Raw genomic sequence first — 22344 nt, 5'->3', positions numbered from 1 at the left:
GTTCTGTACCCGTTGTTTTTATGCCTCAGGGGCTTTTCCAGACCCGGCGCACCGGCCCTGGAAAAGCCCTCCCCCGAAGGGGAGGGCAATGCCTGGGGGAGCGTTAGTTCACTTCGACACAGAACTGGGCGGTGGCACTGTTACCCGGCACCAGAGTACCGATTGCCCATTCCACCACCGGCAAACTCGAGGTATCCGCAGGCGCGGTACCACCAGAGGCAATAACCGCCTCGTTCGCCACCAAATTGGAGGTAAACTCGGTTTGCTCATCGGTGATCACCACCTCATTGGCAGGGGTCGCCCCTTCGTTGGTGGCGGTCAGCTGCCACACCACACACTCGCCAGGTGCAACCGGATTGGATTGCACCGCCGCGAAACCGGCGTCATCGATAGCGGGCCAGGTACCCCCCGCACAATCACAGGCCGTATCAATCGCCGCCTGCTTGTCCAGACGCACCTGGCCGATCACCACTTCGGTGGTGTCGGTACCAGTATCAGACACATTGGCGTTGCCGGCGGTCAGGGTATAGGTGTCCACCGTGCCGGCAGGCGCATTGGACGGCGCAAAGACGGTGACTTGCACATCCAGACGCTGGCCGGGTTCGAGGGTAACTACCGTGTCAGCACCACTGTTATCCACTTCCACGGTGATGAATTCACCGTTGGGCTTGCGCAGGGATACCGGTCCGGTGGCCAGGTTTGACAGCTCAACCCACCCCGTACCGTTCACAAACAGCTGGGTATTACTGCTCCAGCCATCGCCGGCCAGGGAGTTCTCGCCGGTGATTGCAAGGTCTTCCGTAGTGTTACCGCTATTGGCAATCACATGGTTGTAGTCAATGTTCCCGCCCGGCTGTACTTGGCCGGAACCATCCGGAGTTACCGACACATTGCGGTTGGCAATCACGTCTACCGCATCCAGTTTCTGGTCGCTGATGGAGCCATCAGGTGTGGCCACGGTAAAGCGCACCGGGTAATCACCGTCGCTGTCGCCGTTGGCATCCACCCCGTTCAGGCCGGAACTGGTAACGGTGCCGGTAAAGTTAGACAAGGCCTCGGATACCGTCGCAGAGACCTGTACTTCCGCCTCATAATGGTAAACCGCGCCAGCAGGCAGGTTCGGCGTAGCGGTGACCACGTTGTCTTCATTGGCAGTGTTATCCACGATGCCATCGGCTGGGCCGCCCGACCCGTCATCGGTATCGATACCGACTTCACGGAAGACCACCGACCAACCTTCCGGCAGGTTGGCACCCAGGGTGAAGGACTGCGGGTTGCCAGAGTTGTTGGCAACGAACAGCGGGAAAGTAGCAACGCCACCGACAGCAACGCTTCTGAAATCGGTCGGCGCCGCCGCATTGAACGCATCCGCGTCCGTGTTGCCATCGATAAGATCGGCGGAGTGGCTATTCGCCAGATCCACTGCCGGGGCGATAATCTCGTTCAGCACTTCCAGCTTGTCATCGCTGATAGTGTTATCACCGAACGACGTTGCCAACATGGTAGCGACAAAAGGTCCTTGGGGACTCAAACCGGCCGGTAATTTCGCCCGCACGGTGATACGACGCACAGCGCCGGATGCGAGAGTGCCGGTATCCGGCACCCCATTGCCGTTGGTATCGGTCAACTGGGTATTGTTTGTTTCGTTCCAGAAAGTGAATAGGGTACCCGCAGGGAACGCCTGAGCGCCTGGCGGAACAACACCAATACCATTAATGTCGTCATAACTTTCACCAGCGTCATTATCGATGGTCAGATCAAACACATCGCTGCCGTTACCGTTGTTGGCAACGATATTGGCAAACGCCACCGTAGCGCCGGAGCTGGCTTGATTCTGCAGAGCAACGTCGTTCAGCCCATCGTCATCGTCCCCATCACCAGTATCCGTCGTCCACGGCATAGATCGGTTGAATGGTCGTGGTAGTCGTGTTGGACGTGGACGGGTCATCCGTATTGCCGTCGCCATCCAGATCGCCCTCGGCGGCAAAGGTATTACGGATCGTGGTGCCTGAAGGTAGGGTCCCGCTGAAGGAGACTTTATAGACAACGGTTACCGTGGTATTCACCCCCATCAGGGCATCACGGAAGTTAATCCCTTTGACGGTTTCGCCGGTAGCACCGTTACCATTCAGATCTTCGCCCGGCGGTTCAGTCACGTCTGCCAGATCGCCATCACCTGGGTTGGAATATCCGTGCGGCAGGTTCGCCAGGTCTCCCGTGCTGTTCAGCCACTGGTCACCGCTAGAAGCAAGCAGACCGTTCACGGAAACGATTTCCGCGAAGGTGGCATTGGCAGGAATCGGGTCGAAGATGTCCACATTTTCCGCCGCCCGGCCACCGTTGTTCTTCACTTGCAGGGTGTAAGTGATGGTGTTGCCAGTGACGACCGCGCTTTTGCTGAGCTGCAACACGGCATCGGTGGTCACCGTTACCCTGTCGTTGTTGGTGCCTTCCAGGGTGTCCCGACCGTTCGCCGACGTCAGGTCGTCCACAACGCCATTTGGGGTCTCTGCCGTCAAGGTGGCATTGATTTCATCACCGGCCACTTTGGACGCAGGCACCGGAACGGCGACGATCAGCTCGACGCTTTCATCCGCATTCAGGGTGACAGAGGTAACAGGACTCTCACCGGCATCGGGAACACCATTGCCGTTTTCATCCCGATAAACCGTATAGCTGTCGGCAGGCGTGTCATCATCAACGGCACCCAGGGTATAGGTGTCCTGCGCGTTACCCGTGTTTTTCAGGGTATGCGGGAAGTAAACGGTTTCACCCGGCGCACCGAATTTCTCCCCATCCTCTTCGAGGGTAGCGAAATAGACTTCCGCTACGGTTACCGTGGATTCATTGGACTGGGCCGAATAGCTGTTGCCGATGGCGTCCTCATAGGTCACTGTCGCCCGGTTGTTAATGTCGGTCCCGGCAGGTGTCAGAGCCAGTGTTTGCCCGGCGGCAAGCACCAACCCCAACCCCATGACCGAGGCGGACACACGCGCAGACAACAGGCCCCTTTGAAAGGCGAGTTTCATGGCTGTTTCCTTTAATTGGAGTTTAAGTTTCGGACTACTTCTGATCTGAAAGCCTTGCCAGAGCGACCCTCCACACGCGGTGTGAGCCACTCCCCCAGTGCGACATACAAGTCGCTCGCACAAGACTTCCCGGGCCCGGGTGGGCCCTGATCATGTTCCTCCGGTTACTGCACCTTTACCCGGTACCGGTATTCCAGTACCTGGCCTGGCTGGATTCCGCTTTGCGGAACCCAGCGCAGCTGGGTGTAGTCACTCGGAGGAACAATGACGTTCTGTGTCTGGCCATCAGGGCCAGTGATTGAGCGCGTAACCGGCTCCGCCTCAAAACTGCTGCCATCATCGATGCTGACAGTAAATACTGCCTCCACATCGGTGTCGGCCGAGTTGGCGAGGTAAGCGGTATTGGCGGGAATCGGCCCGGTGATTTCCAGGCCGGAAAGCGGTTGTTCCGACTGGTTGGTATAGATCAGTCGGTATTCGATCACATCACCGGGAGACGCTTCCTCAGTGACGGTCATTACTTCCTGGCCATCCTTTTCAGCCACCAGGTAGGTTTCCATTTGGCTGGTCAGTGGGCCATCCGCCCACAAGGTGGTTGCCCAGCACAGCAAAGCCCCAAGAATAAAGCGGTTCATCTGGCGATCCCCTATGATCTTGGCAGGCTTTTCTTTTCTGGTCCCAACACCAGTTAACAAGGCATCCTGCCGGATTCGGTACGCGAAAATTGTTTTTCGGCTTGTTTCATCACGTCAAAACTGTGACTCAGGTCGAATTTTGCACGTTTTTTGTGTTGTTTTCATGTGAAGATTGTAAAAAACAAGGTAGGGAATTTACATTTTGAGCACGATTCAGGAAAAAGCTAAGTAAAAACAATGAGATCGCCAGCAATCACAACATCGTAGAGGCCAAAAAAAACCCGCCGAAGCGGGTTTTTTTCAGGCTTTTTAAGTGTTTACTGCCCCTGAGAGCCTTTCAGGTAGCGGAAAAACTCGCCATCCGGCTCCAGGATCAGCACATCTTCCTTGTCCTTGAAGCTCTCCTTGTAGGCCTGGAGGCTGCGGTAGAACCGGAAGAATTCCTTATCCTGATTATAGGCCTTGGCGTAGGTCGCCGCGGCCTTGGCATCCCCCTCACCACGGATGGCCTGGGCTTTGCGGTAGGCCTCGGCCAGAATCTCGCTGCGCTGGCGATCCGCGCCGGCACGGATTTTCTCTGCCTCTTCCCGGCCCTGGGACCGATGCGCCGCCGCATCACGCTGACGCTCTGCGCGCATGCGATCAAACACCCGGCCACGAACCTGGTCCGGCCAGTCCACTTGCTTCACGCGAATATCCACCACTTCGATACCCAGATCTTCCAGGGTGGATTCGTTCACTTTCTCACGAACCTGATCCATCAGGGCTTCACGTTGGTCGTTGGCCATTTTCAGGTTGTCGCCGGCCGGCTTATCGGCACCGCTTTCACCTTCCGCCTCACGAATGATGGACTCATCCAGCTGGTCGCGGGGTACCTCGGTCATTTCACCGGTCACTGGATCCCGCAGCACCGCCTTATCGCCTTCAAGCTTTTCCACATTGCTTTCACCGGCAACCACCTGGAATACCGTCCGCGAGGCAAACTCGTTCCGCAGGGCCTCATTCACACGCGGGTCCAGGAGCTGGCGGGCACGCCCTTCCATGACCTGGGCATTGGAAGAACCGCCCCCCACACTGACGATGTAGCGTTGCACGTTGTTGACCCGCCATACCACGAAGGCATCCACGTTGAGCAGCTTTTTCTCGGCGGTCAGGAAAGACTGGGTGGGCACGTCATACACCAGGGCACGACCATCTACCCGGACCACTTCTTCCACCAACGGCCATTTGAAGTAAATGCCCGGCTCCACATCAGCCTTGTCGATCCGACTGAACTGTTTGAGCACCGCTTTTTCGGCCTGGTTCACAATAAAGAAGGAATCCAGCGCCAGCAGGGCCAGAACCCCGAAAGCCAGCAGCGCCAACCATCCACGATTATTCATTAGCGCAACTCCCGATTTGGTGTGCTGTAGAGGCTGCGAGAAGCCTCGCGACCACTGCCGCCATCATCCGCGCCTGCGGATGAGCCAGTGCTCTGGCTGGCGCCGCTCTGCTCCAGCACCTGGGTCTTGGCATTGCGGCCCTTGACCAGCTGCTCCAGTGGCAGGTAGATCAGGCTGTTGCCTTTCTCCACATCCACCAGCACCTTGCTGGTAGCACTGTAAACACCGGTCATGGTTTCCAGATAGAGACGCTCGCGGGTCACATCCGGAGCCTTGCGGTATTCCGTCAACAGGTCGGTAAATCGCTCCGCATCACCCTCGGCGCTGTCGATAAGACGGTTCCGGTAAGCTTCCGCTTCCTCCTCCAGGCGCTTGGCTTCACCCCGAGCCTGGGGGATCACCGCGTTACGGTAGGCTTCAGCTTCTTTCTTGAAACGGTCTTCGTCTTCCTTGGCCCGGGACACATCATCAAAGGCATCACGCACCTCATCCGGTGCCTGGGTGCGATCCAGCACCACCTGTTTAAGTACCAGGCCCGTGTCATAACGGTTCAGGTATTCATCCAGACGCTCGCGGACCCGTACCCGGATCGCCTCCCGGTTATCCTTGAGCACATCATCCATGGTGGAGGAGCCCACCACATGACGCAGGGCGGAACTGGTCGCGTGTTCCAGGATGGTTTCCGGTCGGGCGACTTTCAGCAGGAACGGGATCGGATCCAGCACCTGGTACTGCACCTGCAAGGTCACGCTGACGATGTTGGTATCACGGGTCAGCATGGCTTCGGTAATTTCGAAGCGGCGATTCTGCTCCACGTCCACTTTCTGGTACTGCTCGATGATCGGAGCGCGCCAGCGCAGACCCGGATCCACGGTGCGATTGTATTCACCGAAACGCAGCACCACGGCCCGCTCCCGTTGATCCACCTGGAAAAAGCCGACCAGGCCATACACTACGGCAGCGATCACGGCAGCGATAATCAGCATCGGCCAGGGAGACCCACCGCCACTGCCGGCGCCACCACCGGGCTTGCCGCCCTTGCCACCGAATACACTGTTGATCTTGTCTTTCAGGTTTTTCAGGGCTTCATCCAGATCCGGCGGTCCCTGGTCACCGCCTCCACCCCAAGGGTCCTTCGGCTTGTTGCCGCCGGGTTCATTCCACGCCATGTAGGTCTCCAATCGGTCCGGGCCCTGGGCCCACCGGATTATTGATGGCTCGCATCGTGCGAGCGTTGTGAATTGTAGGAAGGGGCATCCTCCCCTGCAACCGCAGGGGCCGGCACCACCAGCTCATCTTCTGTTAGTCCCTGCTCACGCAACAGACGTTCAAAATGCACCCGGTTCACATTGATGCGCAGCAGCATGCTGCCATCCAGGGCCGCCTGCTCTTCCAGCACTTCGCCGGCTTCATGCAGGCGGGCGCGCAAACGCCCTGCGGTTGCCGGGAGACGCACCCAACAGTCCACCCAGCCTGCGGCCAATCGCTCTGCAATGGCCTGGAACAGCAGATCAAAGCCGTCGCCAGTCTGGGCGGAAATCCATACACGCCAGGGGAGCCCATGCTCATCCCGGTCGATCTTCGGCGGATGCCCCAGGTTATCCACCTTGTTGTAGACATGCAGCACGGGCAGTTTATCGCCGCCGATTTCTTCCAATACCTCATTCACCGCCGCCACGTTACTGTCGCGCTCCTCGGCACTGCAATCTGTCACATGCAACAGCAAGGTGGCGTTAACGGTTTCTTCCAGCGTGGCGCGAAACGCCTGCACCAAACGGTGGGGCAAGTGACGGATAAAGCCCACCGTGTCCGCCAGAATGGCGGGGCCCACACCCGGCACCTTCACCTTGCGCAAGGTCGGATCCAGAGTGGCGAACAGTTGGTCGGCCACGTAGACATCACCGGTGGTAATGGCATTGAAGAGGGTCGATTTACCGGCGTTCGTGTAGCCCACCAGGGAAATCAGTGGCGTCTCGGAGCGCTGCCGGGCCCGCCGCCCCTGAGCCCGCTGTTTACGGACCTTCTCCAGGCGCGATTCAATGGCACGGATACGATCGCGCAGCAGCCGTCGGTCGGTTTCCAGCTGGGTTTCCCCGGGGCCGCGCAGACCAATGCCCCCCTTCTGCCGCTCCAGGTGAGTCCAGCCTCTCACCAGCCGGGACGACAAGTGGCGTAACTGGGCGAGCTCTACCTGCAGCCGGCCTTCATGGGTACGAGCGCGCTGGGCAAAGATATCCAGGATCAGGCCGGTGCGATCCAGCACCCGGCATTTGACTACCCGTTCCAGGTTGCGCTCCTGGGCAGGACTCAAGGCATGATTGAACAGCACCACATCCGCTTTGATCTCGCTGACCAATGCGGCCAGCTCGTCGCTCTTGCCGGTGCCGATGAACAGGGCCGGATCGGGTCGATCGCGCTTGCCGGTGAGCTCCGCCGCCGGCTCCACGCCGCTGGAGGTAACCAGATGGTAGAACTCATCCAGGTCTTCGCGCCCCATGGCGTCAGGAAGGTCCAAATGCACCAGAACGGCACGTTCACCGGCGCCGGTTCGGGTTTGCTCTGTGCGATCAAATAGGTCCATAAAGAACTGACATGGGGGATGAGACCGCCAGTTTAAACCAGTCAGAGCAAGAAGACAGGGAAACCGGCGGGAAAAGTATCGATCAGGCACCGATAGAGGCCTGAACGCAAAGAGCCACCCGAAGGTGGCTCTTTACTGGGGCTGTGGCAACGATTACTGGTTGCCGAAACCCTCATCGGCAACAGGCGCGCCCGGGGCACCGGCACCGGTGGAGGTCATCGCCGGGTTGCCGCCACCGCGAGGGTTGCGAGCAGGCACGACGGTGGAAATCGCATGTTTGTATACCATCTGGCTGACTGCATTTTTCAGCAGCACGACATATTGGTCAAAAGACTCAATCTGCCCCTGCAGCTTTATTCCATTCACCAGAAAGATAGAAACCGGAATACGCTCTTTACGAAGCGCGTTGAGAAAAGGGTCTTGTAGCGAGTGCCCCTTTGACATGGCAAGTCTCCTTGAAATAACAGTAAAAAGTAGTGCCCAACACTTCGGGCAATCAGCGCTGTAACACAGTGAAACCGTCCCATGCGGTCACTGCCTTCACCCGATGCGCTATCGGGCAAATTTTTTGTCAACAACCCAGCAAATTGGTTCCAGGTCCCGACCCAACACATTCTGCGCCGTGTGTCTCAAATCACCGCAAAATGGCCCAAAATCCATATTCGGGACATTATAAACCAAAAAGTCCAGAAACAGGGCTAACTAAACACAGATTTACAGATCTTCGCAAGCCGCTCAATTAGCCGCTGTCGTTGTGACGGATCGTTACTGTCCACGCTGTCCAGATAGGGCCATTTTCGCAGCCAGGTGAACTGTCGCTTGGCCAGTTGCCGGGTGGCCACAATCCCCTTCTCTACCATAGTGTCGTAATCATGCTGGCCATCCAGGTAGTCCCACACCTGCCGGTAGCCCACCGCTTTCATGGCTGGCAGATCCCGGTGCACTCCGGGCCGCTGACGCAGTGCCTGCACTTCCTCCACCAGACCCTGTTCCAGCATCTGCAGGAAACGCTGCGCGATCATGTCATGCAGCCAGGCACGGTCCGGGGGTAACAGGGCCGCACTGTACACCGGCCAGGGCAAGGCGCTGAACTCACTCAAACCATCCCGGTTCTGTGTGACAGTTGTATGATGCTCTTCGTGGAAGGCTGAGAGGGGCCGACCGGTGACCCGATACACTTCCAGGGCCCGTTGCAAACGCTGACGGTCCGTGGGCTTGAGCCGCTCGGCACTGACCGGGTCCACTTGCGCCAGGGCCCCGTGCACTGCCGCCCAGCCTTGCGCCTCGGCCAGGTCAGCAATCTCGGCGCGCACCGCCGGATCCGCCTCGGGCAGGGGCGCCAGCCCCTCCACCAGTGCCTTGAAATACAGAATGGTGCCGCCCACCAGTAGGGGCAGTCTGCCCCTGGCATGAATCGCTTCGATTTCCCGCAGGGCATCGGCGCGGAAATCCGCCGCCGAGTAAGGCGCATCCAGCTCACGGAACCCCATCAGCCGGTGCGGCGCCGCCGCCAGCTCCTCGTCGCTGGGCCGGGCCGCTCCGATGTCCAGGCCCCGATAGACCAGCGCGGAATCCACATTGATGATTTCGATGGGCAGGGTTTGTGCCGCCTCAATGGCCAACGCGGTCTTGCCGGAACAGGTGGGCCCCATCAGCAGCAGCACCGGCAGCCTCTGATCGGCCTGGCTCTCAGCGGACGATACCGGGCTTTCAGGCGCCATTTACTGTCCCCGCATGAACAAGCGGTCCAGATCCTTCAGGCTCATCTGGGTCCAGGTGGGACGGCCATGGTTACACTGGCCGGAGCGCTCGGTGGCTTCCATGTCCCGCAGCAGGGCGTTCATTTCCGGGAGGGTCAGGCGACGATTGGCGCGCACACTGCCGTGGCAGGCCATGGTGGAGAGCAACTCATCCAGCTTTTGTTCGATCCGCTCACTGCTGCCCTGGGCCAGCAGGTCGGAAAGCACATCCCGGACCATCGCCTCGCTGTCACTGTCTCGCAGCATGGCAGGCACTTCACGCACCACCAGGGTCTCCGGCCCGGCACGATCCACCATAAACCCCAGCCGGGAAAACACCTCCGGCTGTTGCTCGGCAAAATCCGCCTCCCGGGAAGACACCGCCAGCGACACCGGCACCAGCAGCGGCTGGCTGCGTACCTTGTCCTCGGACCAGCTCTGTTTCAGCCGTTCGTAGGTAATGCGCTCGTGGGCGGCGTGCATATCCACCACCACCAGCCCCTGCTGGTTCTCGGCGAGAATGAAGATGCCATGCAACTGCGCCACCGCATACCCCAGTGGTGGCACGGTTTCCTGGTCGGATGCCGGCGGCATCACCGGATTTTCCGCCACCTGGGGCCGCACCAGGGCGCCGTAGGCATCCGCCTGCCGCAGGCCCTGACCGTAGCTGAAATCCTTTCCCGTCGGTGGTGCATAGGAGGGACGCCCCGCCGGGGCCGACAGGGACATGCTGGCCTGGCTGGGCTCCATGGCCGGCATCACCGCCTCCCCCTCGTCCACCATCGTGGCCGCTGGCGACTGCCCCGGGCGCACCTCCGCAATGGCACGATGCAAAGAGCTGTAAAGGAAGCCGTGAACCATGCGCTGCTCACGGAAGCGCACTTCGTGTTTGGTGGGATGCACGTTCACATCCACCTGGGCCGGGTCCAGCTCCAGAAACAACACATAGGCGGGGTGACGCCCATGATAGAGCACATCCGCATAGGCCTGACGGACCGCATGGCTGACCACCTTGTCGCGAATCACCCGGCCATTCACGTAGAAATACTGCAGGTCTGCCTGGGAACGGGAGAACGTGGGCAGCCCCATCCAGCCGTGCAGGCGGATACCGTCGCGCTCCACATCCACCGGTATGGCCTGCTCCATGAACCCCTTGCCGCACAGCTTCGCCACCCGCGCGGCGCGCAGTGTGTCATCCAGACCCGCGGGTAACTGATGAATCACCTTCTGATTGTGGGTAAGACGGAAGGCGGTATTGAACTCGCTCAGGGCGATGCGGCGGAACACCTCTTCCAGGTGGTTGAACTCTGTCTTTTCGGTGCGCAGAAACCGCCGTCGAGCCGGGGTATTGAAGAACAGATCACGCATGGTCACGGTGGTGCCACGGGGGTGCCCGGCGGGCGTCACGGTCGGCGCCATATCGCGCCCTTCCACCTGCACCTGCCAGCCTTCCGCTTCACCTTCCACATTGCTGGCCAGGGTCAGCCGGGATACCGAACTGATCGCAGCCAGCGCCTCACCACGAAACCCCAGGGTGCCGATGGCTTCCAGATCATCCAGCCCGCGAATCTTGCTGGTGGCATGGCGTGACAGGGCCAAAGGCAGATCATCACGATCAATACCGCTGCCATTATCGCGCACCCGCACCAGTTTTACGCCGCCCTGTTCCACATCCACGCTGATGGATTCCGACCCGGCATCCAGGGCATTTTCCAGCAACTCTTTCAATACCGAGGCCGGGCGTTCCACCACCTCACCGGCGGCGATCTGGTTGGCAAGGCGGGAATCAAGCAGTTGAATCTTTGTCACGGGCGTCTCTGTTGATGGGGTTCAGGTAACGATACGGGTTATGCAGAAGCGATCTGACAGGCCAGTGGCGAGAAAAGAGTGACGAGGAGCGAAAGTCAAAACCGGTTTTGCTTTTCGCAACGCGTTACTCGCAACCTGTGTCCAATATTGCCCCCACACAACGCTGCACTTCTGGCCATTCACGAACCGGGAATTTTCAGCACCTGCCCGACCACAATGCGATCGCCACTCAAGGCATTGGCATTGCGGATCGCCTGTTCGGACACACTGTACTGACGGGCAATTTCCGACAGTGTATCACCAGGCTGAATGCGGTATTGCTCACCATGTTCACGCCGCTGGGCCGCATACCAGCTATGCGGTGCGGGATGGTTACGGAAATAGGCATCTACCCCGTTAACGATGGAGCGGGCCAGTTTATCCTGGTGAGCGGAAGAGCGCAGATTTCGCTCTTCTGTCGGATTGGAAATGAAACCGGTCTCCACCAGGATCGATACCATCTCCGGCTCCTTGAGCACCGCAAACCCGGCTTGCTCTACCCGGTCACGGTTGCCATGTAACTTGGTCACCTTGCCCATTTCCAAAAGCACTTGCCGCCCCAGATAAAGGCTGCCCGCCATGGAGCCGTTCATGCGCAGATCCGCCAATACGCTGAGCAAGGAACTGTCGTCTTTCTCTTCCTCGTAGACCCCGGCCACCCGGTCGGATTCGTTGGCAATCTTGGCAAGATAGCGTGCCCGGGCACTGGTGGCGCCGCTGCTGGAAAGAGCGAACACGGAAGCACCGTTGGCGCGAGCATCCGTAAAGGCATCCGCGTGGATGGAAATAAACACATCCGCACCATGATCCTCCCGGGCGATGCGGCGACGCTCGGCGAGGGGCACATAGTAATCACCGTCACGCACCATCACCGCCCGCATGCCAGCCTGATCATTGACCCGCTTCTCCACCTTCCTGGCAATCTGCAGCACCAGGGTTTTCTCATAAACGCCGCTGGGACCACGGGCTCCGGGATCTTCGCCACCATGGCCGGCATCAATAGCCACCACCATCAAACGGGGCTCGCTGGGGGCCTCCTTTTTCTTTTCCGGTTCCGGGCTGGTCTTGGCAGGGCTCTGCAGTTCGCTGTCAAACAGGTCCACCACCAGACGCCAGCCATGGGGCTCAATGGGTTTGAGCAGGTTGGTGCGGGTACGCACACCGTCTTTCATGTCAAAGACCACACGGGTCTTGTCACTGTGCTTGCCCACACGAATGTTGGCGATGGGGCTGCTGGCGTAGTCCAGGGTGTTGACGTCGAACCCCAGGCTGGCATCCAGCAGATCCAGCACGATGCGATCCGGGTTAGCCAGCTTGTCGAGTTTGTGATCCACCGGCGCGGGCAGATCGAAAACGATACGGGTGTGATCCGGCGCCCGGTGCAGACGCACGGAATCAATGCTGGTTTCGGCAAATGCCAGGCCCGCCCAGAAGCCACTGACCAGAAGGACGAACAGTGCCGTCAGTTTGTTGTTATTGTCACGATGCATCATAGGCCCAATCCAGGGTCGCCTTTCTTCCATGGCCGTTAACGGCCAGTGTAATGGTCAAATCCGGCGAAGGCACCACCCCGGCGCCCCGCTCCGGCCACTCCAGCAAGCACAGGCTGTCGGGGGAGAAATAATCACGCACACCGATCATTTCCAGCTCTTCCGGATCAGCCAGACGATACAGGTCGAAGTGATAGATATGGACGCCGCCAAGCTCGTAGGGTTCCACAATCGTATAAGTGGGGCTTTTTACTGCACCCTCATGCCCCAGGCCGCGCAGCATTCCCCGCACCAGGGTCGTCTTGCCGGCACCCAGATCCCCCTGCAGATAGACGCAGCCACCTGCAGCAAGACGCTGTGCCAGACTGGCACCCAGTGCCAGAGTGGCCGCTTCATCGGGCAGGTCCACATGCTCAACAGTCATCGACGCTCTCGTCATTCAGCCAGACAGGTTTCATTCAACTCGGTTCGCAAATACGGCAACAGGTCCGTAGCCACCATCCCTCTGGGGCCTCGCCGGGCAGCACAGGCATCGGCAGCGCGGGCGTGAATCATGGCTCCCAGCCGCGCCGCATCATAGCTTGTCAGACCCTGACCACGTAAGGCGGCGATCACGCCGGTGAGCACATCGCCCATGCCTCCGGAGGCCATTCCCGGATTGCCCTCACGAATCAGGGCGCGCCCCTGCTGGCCCAGGTGGTCCTCTCCCTGAATGACAGTGCCCAGGCCTTTCAGTAATACCGTGCCGCCATAGCGGGCCGCCAGACTCTCCAGGGCGGCAAAGCGATCCCGTTGAATCTCCGCTGCGGACACCCCAAGCAGGCGACCGGCTTCTCCCGGGTGGGGCGTCAGCACCCAATCTCCGTGGCCGATACGATCATCGGCGGCCATCAGGGACAGGGCATCCGCATCCACTATCAGCGGTTTACCACTCTCCAGGGCCAGAGCGAGTAGCGCCTGCCCCCAGTCACTGCGGCCCAGGCCCGGCCCAATGGCAATCACCGTGGCCGCTTCAAGCAGGGGCTGCGCCTCGCGGGCGTTTTCTATGCCGCGGACCATGATCTCCGGTTGCCGTATCAGCGCCACTGCCACATGCTCCGGGCGGGTAATCAGGCTCACCTTGCCGGCCCCGCAGCGGGCAGCGGCCTGGGCACTCATTACCGGGGCGCCGGCAAAGCCATGGTCGCCGCCGATAACCAGCACATGGCCATAATGACCCTTGTGACCATCGGCCCGTCTCGGCGGCAGCAAGGCAGCCAGGTCCGCGGGCTCCGGCACCCGGCAATTCGCAGGCACCCGGGAATAGACATCCCGATCAACCTGCAGATCAAAAAAGTACAATTCACCGCTGTACACCGGACCCTCACCGGTGAGCAGGCCGCGCTTGAGGCCGATAAAGGTACAGGTCAGATCCGCCGCCAGCACCGCCCCCAGTGGCACGCCGGTGTCGGCCCCCAGGCCAGAGGGAATATCCAGCGCCATTCGCGGTACCGGCAAGGCATTCAGTGCGGTCAGCAAGGCTGCCATTTCATCGCGCAGCGCACCGCTCAGCCCGGTGCCCAACAACCCGTCCACCAGGACATCCGCTCCCTCCGGCAGGCTGTCCAGGGTCAGCGGGGTCATGGGAATGCCGGCATCCCGGCAACGGTCAGCCATGGTCAGGGCATCCCCCTTGAGCGTGTCCGGCGGCGTGGTGAAATGTATCTGTGGCGCCAACCCGGCGGCATGGGCCAGCCGCGCCACCACATAACCGTCACCCCCGTTATTGCCACCGCCACACAGCACCGCGATACGCCGGGCTTCCGGCCAACGCTCACACAACGTATCGAAAGCCGCCTGCCCGGCTCGGGCCATCAGTTCAGCCCCCGGGGTACCGGCAGCAATCGCCAGCCGGTCCAGTTCTCGGGTCTGGGCTGCGGTATAGAGAGCCTTCGGCAGTGTCGTCATGTTACGCTTTGCTCCTCATTTCCCGGCATTATATCCCTTCAAACCATGGACCTGCAGGCACTGAAAGAAAAGATCCAGCTCTGGGGCCGGGAGCTCGGCTTCCAGCAAATCGGCATTGCCGACACGGATCTGCATGCTGCGGAAAGCGACCTGAAGGCCTGGCTGGAAAAAGGCTACCAGGGCCAGATGAACTGGATGGCCGCCCACGGCAACAAACGTTACCACCCGGAGGCACTGGAGCCCGGCACACTGCGGGTGATTTCCGCACGGATGGATTATCTGCCGCCGGATACCCAACCGGTAAAAATCCTGCAGCAAAAAGACAAGGCCTACGTATCCCGCTACGCCCTGGGCCGCGACTATCACAAGCTGATTCGCAAGCGCCTGGCCACCCTGGCCGCCCGAATTCGCCAGGAGGTGGCCGACAGCCAGCTGGCCCGCGCCTTTGTGGACAGCGCTCCGGTGATGGAGAAACCCCTGGCCGCCAAGGCGGGGCTGGGCTGGCAGGGCAAGCACACTCTGGTGCTGAATCGCGAGGCGGGAAGCTGGTTCTTTCTTGGCGAAATCTATACGGATATTCCGCTGCCGGTGGACCTGCCCGGCGAAGACCATTGTGGCAAGTGTCGGGCCTGCATCACCGTCTGCCCCACGGACGCTATTGTCGCCCCCTATGAACTGGATGCCCAGCGCTGTATTTCCTACCTGACCATCGAGCATGAAGGCAGCATCCCCGAAGACCTGCGCGAAGGCATCGGCAACCGCATTTTTGGTTGCGACGACTGCCAGCTCATGTGCCCGTGGAACCGCTTCGCCCAGCATACCGGGGAAGGGGATTTTCATCCCCGTCACGGTCTCGACGACAGCGATCTGGTGACCCTGTTTTCCTGGAGCGAGGAAGAATTTCTGGAGCGCACCGCAGGCAGCGCCATTCGTCGGGCCGGATACACCAAATGGCTGCGGAATATCGCCGTGGCACTGGGCAATGCACCGGGATCAGATGACGTCATCGACGCCCTCAAGGCACGGCAGGATTACCCGGATGAGACGGTGCAGGAGCATGTGCAGTGGGCGCTGGAACAACACACCCCACCCCAACCGTAGGAGCGTCGCTCGCGGCGCGATCACCCAACCCCGGAAAAGCAGATTTACCCCAGAGGTCAAAGACCTCACCGAGGAAAAGACAGGGTTTTCTCTGTGCCTCTCTGGTGAAAGGACTTTTGATCCTGGTGTTTTATCGCGCCGCCAGCGACGCTCCTACGGCGAAGATTTTGCATGCCGCGTGTTGCGTATCGCGTGCAACCATCAGCAATCAATAAAATGCTCACGGTAGTACTGCAGTTCGGCGATGGATTCGCGGATGTCGTCCAGCGCCAGATGCTTATTTTCCTTTTTAAAGCCGTCCAGAATTTCCGGTTTCCAGCGTCGCGCCAGTTCTTTCAGGGTCGACACATCCAGATTGCGATAGTGAAAGAAGGCTTCCAGCTCCGGCATGCAGTTGGCCAGAAAACGCCGGTCCTGGCAGATACTGTTACCGCACATGGGTGACATCCCGGCTTCCACATACTCTTTGAGGAAATCCAGGGTCTGGGCCTGTGCCTGCATCTCGCTGATGCGGCTTTCCTTTACCCGCGCCACCAGACCGGAGTTGTTGTGGTGTTCGGTATTCCACTCATCCATCCCGTCCAGCAGGTCGTCGCTCTGATGCACCGCCAGCACCGGCCCTTCCGCCAGCGGGTTCAGCTGGGCATCGGTGACAATGGTGGCAATTTCGATGATGCGGTCTTGCTCCGGGCTCAGGCCGGTCATTTCCAGATCAATCCAGATCAGATTGTTGCGCTTGTCAGTCATGGGGATTCCGTATCATGGCTTTGTACCGGCATGGTAGCATGCAGCCACCAATCAACCGGAATACCTCGTGGCCAAACGCAAGCTCAACCGGCGCCAACGCTGGCGCATTGAAAAAATCCAGGCAGAGAAACGCCAGCGGGCCCAGCGCCGTAACGCGGAACTGGAGACCCTGGTGGCGGACGACCTGGGCGACGAGCAGATCGGCACCATCACCGCTCATTTCGGCCAGCAGGTGGGCGTGGAAAGCGCCGACGGGGATGCCATGCGCTGCCATTTCCGCGCCACCCTGGAGCAACTGGTGGTGGGCGACCGGGTCATCTGGCAGCCGCCAAAAAGCGAAGGCCTGGGCGTGGTGGTGGCCATTGAGCCACGGCAAACGGTACTGAAACGGCCGGACATGTACGGCAACCTGAAACCCGTGGCCGCCAATGTGGAGCAGATGCTGGTGGTATTCGCCCCTTTGCCGACCCCGTCCAGCGCCCTCCTGGATCGCTACCTGGTGGCCGCAGTACTCTCTGACATTCCTGCCACCCTGGTGCTCAACAAGGCGGATCTGATCGATGAGGAGGTGCGGCCCTTTATCGACGAATTGAAAGCCCTGTACCAGCGCCTGGGCTATCCCGTGCTGGAAGTGAGCGCCCATGACAGCCGCGGACTGGCCCCGCTACAGGACGCCCTGGTGGGCAAGACCAGTGTATTCGTGGGGCAATCCGGTGTCGGCAAGTCCTCCCTGGTCAATGCGGTGTTGCCGGAAGCTGATCTGCAGGTGGGCGACCTGTCCGCCAGTTCAGGCCTGGGCCAGCACACCACGGTCACCGCCCGGCTCTTCCACCTGCCCACCGGTGGCGAGCTGATCGACTCCCCCGGTATCCGCGAATTCGGTCTCTGGCATATCAGCGAGGACGAGTTGCTACACGGCTACCGGGAGCTGTCCGACCTGGCCGGCCACTGCAAATTCCGCAACTGCTCCCACCGCAACGAGCCCGGCTGCGCCCTGATCATGGCGGCAGAAAGCGGCGAGATCAGCGAGGAACGGCTGGCCAATTTTTACCAGATCGCCGATACGCTGGATGAAGACGGCCGGGAGAGATACCAGTGAACAGTTAACAGTGAACAGTTAATAAGGGACAATGCCCCAACGCTGACAGCGATATGTCTGTTTTCGCTGTTCACTATTCACTATTAACTGTTCACTGATCCCATGCTTCCTTTGCTGCTCGAACCCGCCGACCTCGCCACACATCTGGGCGATGACAAGCTGCTCATTATTGACCTGAGCAAGCCCACCATCTATGTCCAGGCCCATGTGCCCGGGGCCATTCACCTGGATTTCAAGCGGTTGCAGACCGGCGCCCAGCCGGCGCCGGGCATGTTGCCCGATGACGACACCCTCAGTGACCTGTTTTCCCAGCTGGGGCTGACGCCGGATACCCATGTGGTCGCCTACGATGACGAGGGCGGCGGCTGGGCCGGCCGGCTGCTGTGGACACTGGATGCCATTGGCCACAAGCATTACAGCTACCTCAACGGCGGCATCCATGCCTGGCTGGCGGAGGGTCACCCCACCAGCAGCGAATCCACCGAACCGACCCCCAGCGACTATGAAGTGGGTGAACATGATCCGCTGACCGAGGTGAACCTGGCGTACCTGCTGGACCATTATCAGGACCCGGCGGTGGCGATCTGGGATTCGCGCTCGGAAGAGGAGTTCTCCGGGGTACGCGCCTTTGCCCAGAAGGCCGGCCATATTCCCGGCGCGATCCACTATGAGTGGACCGATCCCATGGACAAGCAGAACAACCTGCGCCTGCGCCCGCTGGATGAGATCCGCGCCGAACTGGAAGCCCGCGGCATCACCCCCGACAAGGAAGTGATCTGCCATTGCCAGACCCACCATCGCTCCAGCTTTTCCTGGCTGGTGGGCAAGATCCTCGGCTACCCCACCCTGCGCGGCTATGCCGGGTCCTGGGCAGAATGGGGCAACCACCCCGATACCCCGGCGGAAAAATCCGAATAACCCACGTTAAGGACATCTCTTGAACAACTGGCGCGACAAGCTCTTCGTTACTCTGCAATACCTGATTCCCCAGCATGGTTTGTCCCGACTGGTGGGCATGCTGGCGCGTAGCGAAGTACCGTGGATCAAGACCACCTTCATCAGCCTCTTTATGAAACGTTTCGGCATTGATCTGTCGGAAGCCCAGATCGAAGACCCGGACCGGTTCGAAACCTTCAACGCCTTCTTCACCCGGGCGCTGAAGCCGGAAGCCCGGCCGCTGGAAGCGTCTGACGCCGCCGACATCGCCTGCCCGGCGGACGGGGCGGTAAGCCAGCTTGGTGCCATTCGTGCCAATCAGGTGTTCCAGGCCAAGGGTCACGACTATTCCCTGTACGACCTGCTCGGCGGCGACAGCGCCCTGGCCAGCGAATTCACCAATGGCCAGTTCGCCACCATCTATCTGTCTCCCCGGGACTACCACCGTGTGCACATGCCGGTGACCGGCACCCTGCGCGAAACCCGCTACGTGCCCGGCGACCTGTTTTCGGTGAACGAAGCCACCGCCAACGGCGTGCCCAATCTGTTCGCCCGCAACGAGCGACTGGTGTGCATTTTTGACACCGAGCACGGCCCGGCGGCGGTGATTCTGGTGGGAGCCATGATTGTGGCCGGCATCGAAACCGTATTCAGCGGTCAGGTCACGCCCCTGCCCAAACAGGTGGTGACCACTGACTACCAGCGCACCGCCCCCATTACCCTGGAAAAAGGCGACGAACTGGGCCGCTTCCTGCTCGGTTCCACCGTGGTATTGCTGTTCCCTGAAGGCAAGGCCCGCTTCGAGCCGGACCTGAAAGCCGGCAGTCTGGTCAGGGTGAAAGGCAAGCTGGGACAATACAACCAAGATAACCCGGCCTGATTGGGCGCGGCGGGCCGATACCATCGGCCCGTTTCTGCCCTCGGGCAGGAACATTTCCCTCCCTGCCGTCTACCTCATCTCCCCCGATCATTCAATGACCCGGATTGACCGGGTGTCCCGCCTGACATCAGGCCCGGTCCGCAAAGCAACTGCAGCCTGACGCATCTTCCCTACAATAGCCGCCCAATGAATTCATCGCCGGTGGAACCATGATCACTGACACCCTGCAACAGGCTCTCCACAACACCACCCGCCCCTGGCGGCAACGCCTGGATAACGGCCGCGCCCGTCTGTTCCAGGCCGACGCCCTGAGCCAGGCGGAACAAACGCCCTACGAGACCCTGTTCGACGACGGTCTTGTGAAACTGCGCTACTACCCACCGCTGCAGGAAAACGCCATCCCTCTCACCGATGGCACCGTCATGTCCGTGAGCCGGGACACACCGCGCACTCCGCTGGTGCTGGTGGCACCGCTGGCTGTGAACATGCTGATCTACGATCTGTTCCCGCAACGTAGCCTGGTGCGCTATCTGCGTGCCCGCGGCTTCGAGCTCTACATGGTGGACTGGGGCCGGCCCGGCAAATACCACAACCACCTGAGCCTGAGCAGTTATTTTGCCGACTACCTGCCCAAACTGCTGGTGCAGGTCCGCCAGCATAGTGGCAAGCAGCAACTCAGCCTGCATGGCTGGAGTTTCGGCGGTCTGTTCAGCCTCTGCTACACCGCGCTGGGACGGGATCCGGATATCAAGAATCTGGTACTGGTGGGCGCGCCCACGGATTACCATCGCAACGGCGCCCTGGGTGCCCAGTACCGTCGCTTCAGTCGTCGCGCCAAATGGATACGCCGCAGCACCGGGCTGCGCATTCATGACGTACCGGCAGGGCTGTTGCGCTCCCCTGGCTGGGTGAACAGCCTGGCCTTCAAACTGACCAATCCGGTGGGCAGCCTGCAGGGCTACTGGAATCTGGTGAAGAACCTGCACGACCGGGATTTCGTCTCCGCCCATGCCACCAACGGCGCCTTTCTGGATGACATGGTGGCCTACCCCGGCGGCGTGATTCAGGACATCATCCGTTACCTGTGGACCGATAATGTGGTGGCCCATGGCCAGCTTCCCATGGAAGGCACCGACGGCCACCTGAACCGGGTGACTGCCAACGTGCTCAACGTTACCGGCGCCAGCGATCCCATCGTCACACCGGAATGCAGCCAGGCCATGGAGCCACTGATCCGCAGCAAGGACAAGACCTTCATCACCATTGAAGGGGGTCACATGGGCATCCTGGGCAGCGCCGCAGCCCAGAAGCAAAGCTGGGGCCGCATTGCTGACTGGTTGATTGAGCGGGATTGAAAGCAGCGGCGAGCGACTAGCTACGAGCTCCTAGGCGGGCGTGGTCGTGCAACCGAATTGTGCCGTGTCCCCATTTTTTGTAGGAGCTATGCTTGCATGGCGAACCGCGCTTGCGCGGAAATCGACCGGAGGGCGATCAGGAATCTCGGAGCTCGACAGGTTTCAGAAAAGAATGGCGGCTAGATTGAACTCTGCCGCCTCGCTACGCTCGGTTCGCCATGCAAGCATAGCTCCTACAGCGGCTTCGTAGAAATGAAGAGACACCGGGAACTTTCCAACCTTTCCCTATCCAATCGAGCGTAGCTCGTAGCTGCCTGTTGTCATGTAACCGACACGCAATCCCCCTAGGCTGTTATGCCATGTTATGGATAACCGTCTGCCTGTCATGTCCCGCCTGTTGATTCTTTTTCCCTGCAGCCACATGGGCAATCTGCTGATAGCCCTGCCGCACCTGCGTGCCATGCTGGCGGCACACCCCGAATCACTGCTGATGGTGAATCAGCGCTATCAGACGCTGGTGGAGCAGAGCCTGCCCGGTGAGTCGCGATTGCTGTATTACCCGGAACAGTCTCTGTCACGACAGGTGCCGTTGTTTCAGCGCGTCCACAGTTACCTGAAACTGGTCATGACCATGCGTCGCTTCCATTCCAAGGTGGTCGTGGATATCGAGGGGGAGCAAAAGTCTGCCACCCTGGCGCGACTCAGTGGCGCCGCAGAGCGCATCGGCCCGCATCGCCGCCATGGCCAGTGGTTCTATACACAGCAGCCACAGGTAGACTGGTCCGGCCATCGCTGGCAAGCCTACGCCAGCCTGAGCCGGCCGGCGGCACACTCACCGGCACACTATCTACCACTGAATGACAGCCCGGCGGGCCAGGCTGAACTGGACAGCATCCTCAGCGACGGACCGACAAACGACAATCTGGTGGCCATTCATGCCGGCGCCACCAAGACCTACAAGATCTGGCATGCGGAGCAATTTGCTGCCCTGTGCCAACAGTTGCGACGAGCCGGTCTCACTCCGCTGCTGATTGGCGCTGGCCAGAAAGACCGGCAACAAATTGCCCGCATCCAGAGCTTTCTCAGTGACCCGGTGCTGGATCTGTGCGACCAACTGAGTCTGGCCGGTCTGGTGGCCTTGCTGAAACGCAGCCGGGGGTTTATCGGTAACGACAGCGGCCCCATGCATCTGGCCGCCGCCTGCGGGGTTGCCACCGTGGCCCTGTTTGGCCCCACCGATGACACCCTCTGGCAACCCCTGTCTCCCCATGCACGGGTACTGCGGTGGCAGCATTGTCTACGCAATTGCGAACGCAGCAGCTGCGCCCTGGACAGCTACCCGTGTCTGCAACGGATCACCGTGGACCGGGTAATCCGTACCCTGGACGAACTGGGCGTGATGCCTGACGCCCACCTGGGCGCGCTGAAGACATTGCGTATTTCCTGACGCGACACACCTTCCCGGTTGGAGCCTTGCTTGCAAGGGGAAGGGTCAAAATCACCCCGGAGCCTGCTGATACCATCGCTTTGCAAGCAAAGCGCCAACGAGCGCTTTCCCCTGTCAAAAAAAAAACC

The 22344-nt window shown here is 60.2% G+C and carries 19 protein-coding genes; 6 read left to right on the top strand and 13 right to left on the bottom strand.

Going from position 1 to position 22344, the window contains the following annotated elements; genetic code table 11:
- Positions 1-103 precede the first annotated feature (103 nt).
- The 12 genes from A0251_RS17605 to A0251_RS04970 form a co-directional block, all read right to left on the bottom strand.
- Positions 104-1900, bottom strand: coding sequence for a DUF11 domain-containing protein (locus A0251_RS17605; protein WP_062815745.1), 1797 nt, complete (start codon positions 1898-1900; stop codon positions 104-106).
- Complete coding sequence (locus A0251_RS17600) at positions 1875-3029, bottom strand: DUF11 domain-containing protein (protein WP_062815744.1); 1155 nt, start codon at positions 3027-3029, stop codon at positions 1875-1877. Before A0251_RS17600 ends, A0251_RS17605 begins: the two co-directional genes overlap by 26 nt.
- A 164-nt stretch (positions 3030-3193) precedes the next feature.
- On the bottom strand, positions 3194-3664 hold the full coding sequence (locus A0251_RS05015; RefSeq protein ID WP_231874166.1) for a hypothetical protein: 471 nt from the start codon (positions 3662-3664) through the stop codon (positions 3194-3196).
- Positions 3665-3981: 317 nt separating this feature from the next.
- Entirely contained in the window at positions 3982-5046 is a 1065-nt protein-coding gene (gene hflC, locus A0251_RS05010; protein ID WP_062815743.1) for a protease modulator HflC, read from the bottom strand.
- A complete protein-coding gene (gene hflK / locus A0251_RS05005; protein WP_062815742.1) occupies positions 5046-6215 on the bottom strand; it encodes an FtsH protease activity modulator HflK in 1170 nt (389 codons plus the stop codon). Before hflK ends, hflC begins: the two co-directional genes overlap by 1 nt.
- Positions 6216-6253: 38 nt before the next feature.
- Positions 6254-7627, bottom strand: a complete 1374-nt coding sequence (gene hflX / locus A0251_RS05000) for a ribosome rescue GTPase HflX (RefSeq protein WP_062815741.1) — start codon at positions 7625-7627, stop codon at positions 6254-6256.
- 153 nt (positions 7628-7780) lie between these two features.
- Entirely contained in the window at positions 7781-8071 is a 291-nt protein-coding gene (gene hfq / locus A0251_RS04995) for an RNA chaperone Hfq (RefSeq protein WP_062815740.1), read from the bottom strand.
- A gap of 254 nt (positions 8072-8325) precedes the next feature.
- A complete protein-coding gene (gene miaA, locus A0251_RS04990; protein WP_082810762.1) occupies positions 8326-9348 on the bottom strand; it encodes a tRNA (adenosine(37)-N6)-dimethylallyltransferase MiaA in 1023 nt (340 codons plus the stop codon).
- On the bottom strand, positions 9349-11175 hold the full coding sequence (mutL, locus tag A0251_RS04985) for a DNA mismatch repair endonuclease MutL (RefSeq protein WP_062815739.1): 1827 nt from the start codon (positions 11173-11175) through the stop codon (positions 9349-9351). It abuts the gene before it with no gap.
- A 179-nt stretch (positions 11176-11354) separates the two neighbouring features.
- On the bottom strand, positions 11355-12707 hold the full coding sequence (locus A0251_RS04980) for an N-acetylmuramoyl-L-alanine amidase (protein ID WP_062815738.1): 1353 nt from the start codon (positions 12705-12707) through the stop codon (positions 11355-11357).
- The gene (gene tsaE / locus A0251_RS04975) at positions 12694-13128 is read right to left on the bottom strand and encodes a tRNA (adenosine(37)-N6)-threonylcarbamoyltransferase complex ATPase subunit type 1 TsaE (protein ID WP_062815737.1); all 435 of its coding nucleotides are present in this window, start codon (positions 13126-13128) and stop codon (positions 12694-12696) included. The genes A0251_RS04980 and tsaE overlap by 14 nt, the downstream gene beginning before the upstream one ends.
- 11 nt (positions 13129-13139) lie before the next feature.
- Positions 13140-14651 (bottom strand): bifunctional ADP-dependent NAD(P)H-hydrate dehydratase/NAD(P)H-hydrate epimerase, encoded by a 1512-nt coding sequence (locus A0251_RS04970; RefSeq protein ID WP_062815736.1) that lies wholly within the window; start codon positions 14649-14651, stop codon positions 13140-13142.
- 45 nt (positions 14652-14696) lie between these two features.
- Here A0251_RS04970 and queG point away from each other — a divergent pair, with 45 nt between their 5' ends.
- The gene (gene queG, locus A0251_RS04965; protein ID WP_062815735.1) at positions 14697-15752 is read left to right on the top strand and encodes a tRNA epoxyqueuosine(34) reductase QueG; all 1056 of its coding nucleotides are present in this window, start codon (positions 14697-14699) and stop codon (positions 15750-15752) included.
- 201 nt (positions 15753-15953) lie between these two features.
- On the opposite strand, the gene orn is transcribed toward queG, so the two are convergent.
- A complete protein-coding gene (gene orn / locus A0251_RS04960) occupies positions 15954-16499 on the bottom strand; it encodes an oligoribonuclease (protein WP_062815734.1) in 546 nt (181 codons plus the stop codon).
- A gap of 67 nt (positions 16500-16566) precedes the next feature.
- Between orn and rsgA the strand changes: the two genes are divergently transcribed.
- The 5 genes from rsgA (at position 16567) to A0251_RS04935 (ending at position 22216) form a co-directional block, all read left to right on the top strand.
- Complete coding sequence (gene rsgA / locus A0251_RS04955; protein ID WP_062815733.1) at positions 16567-17598, top strand: small ribosomal subunit biogenesis GTPase RsgA; 1032 nt, start codon at positions 16567-16569, stop codon at positions 17596-17598.
- 102 nt (positions 17599-17700) lie between these two features.
- Positions 17701-18516 carry a sulfurtransferase gene (locus tag A0251_RS04950; RefSeq protein ID WP_062815732.1) on the top strand — a complete coding sequence of 272 codons (816 nt, stop codon included), beginning with the start codon at positions 17701-17703 and terminating at the stop codon, positions 18514-18516.
- A 19-nt stretch (positions 18517-18535) separates the two neighbouring features.
- Positions 18536-19414, top strand: a complete 879-nt coding sequence (asd, locus tag A0251_RS04945; protein ID WP_062815731.1) for an archaetidylserine decarboxylase — start codon at positions 18536-18538, stop codon at positions 19412-19414.
- 209 nt (positions 19415-19623) lie between these two features.
- Positions 19624-20769 (top strand): alpha/beta fold hydrolase, encoded by a 1146-nt coding sequence (locus A0251_RS04940; RefSeq protein WP_062815730.1) that lies wholly within the window; start codon positions 19624-19626, stop codon positions 20767-20769.
- Positions 20770-21133: 364 nt separating this feature from the next.
- Positions 21134-22216, top strand: a complete 1083-nt coding sequence (locus A0251_RS04935) for a glycosyltransferase family 9 protein (RefSeq protein WP_231874165.1) — start codon at positions 21134-21136, stop codon at positions 22214-22216.
- The last annotated feature ends 128 nt before the right edge of the window (positions 22217-22344 follow it).

Source organism: Alcanivorax sp. NBRC 102024, from assembly GCF_001602235.1.
Lineage (GTDB): Bacteria > Pseudomonadota > Gammaproteobacteria > Pseudomonadales > Alcanivoracaceae > Alcanivorax.
The sequence above is the reverse complement of the archived record's forward strand: the minus strand, read 5'-3'. Positions and strand labels throughout refer to the sequence as shown.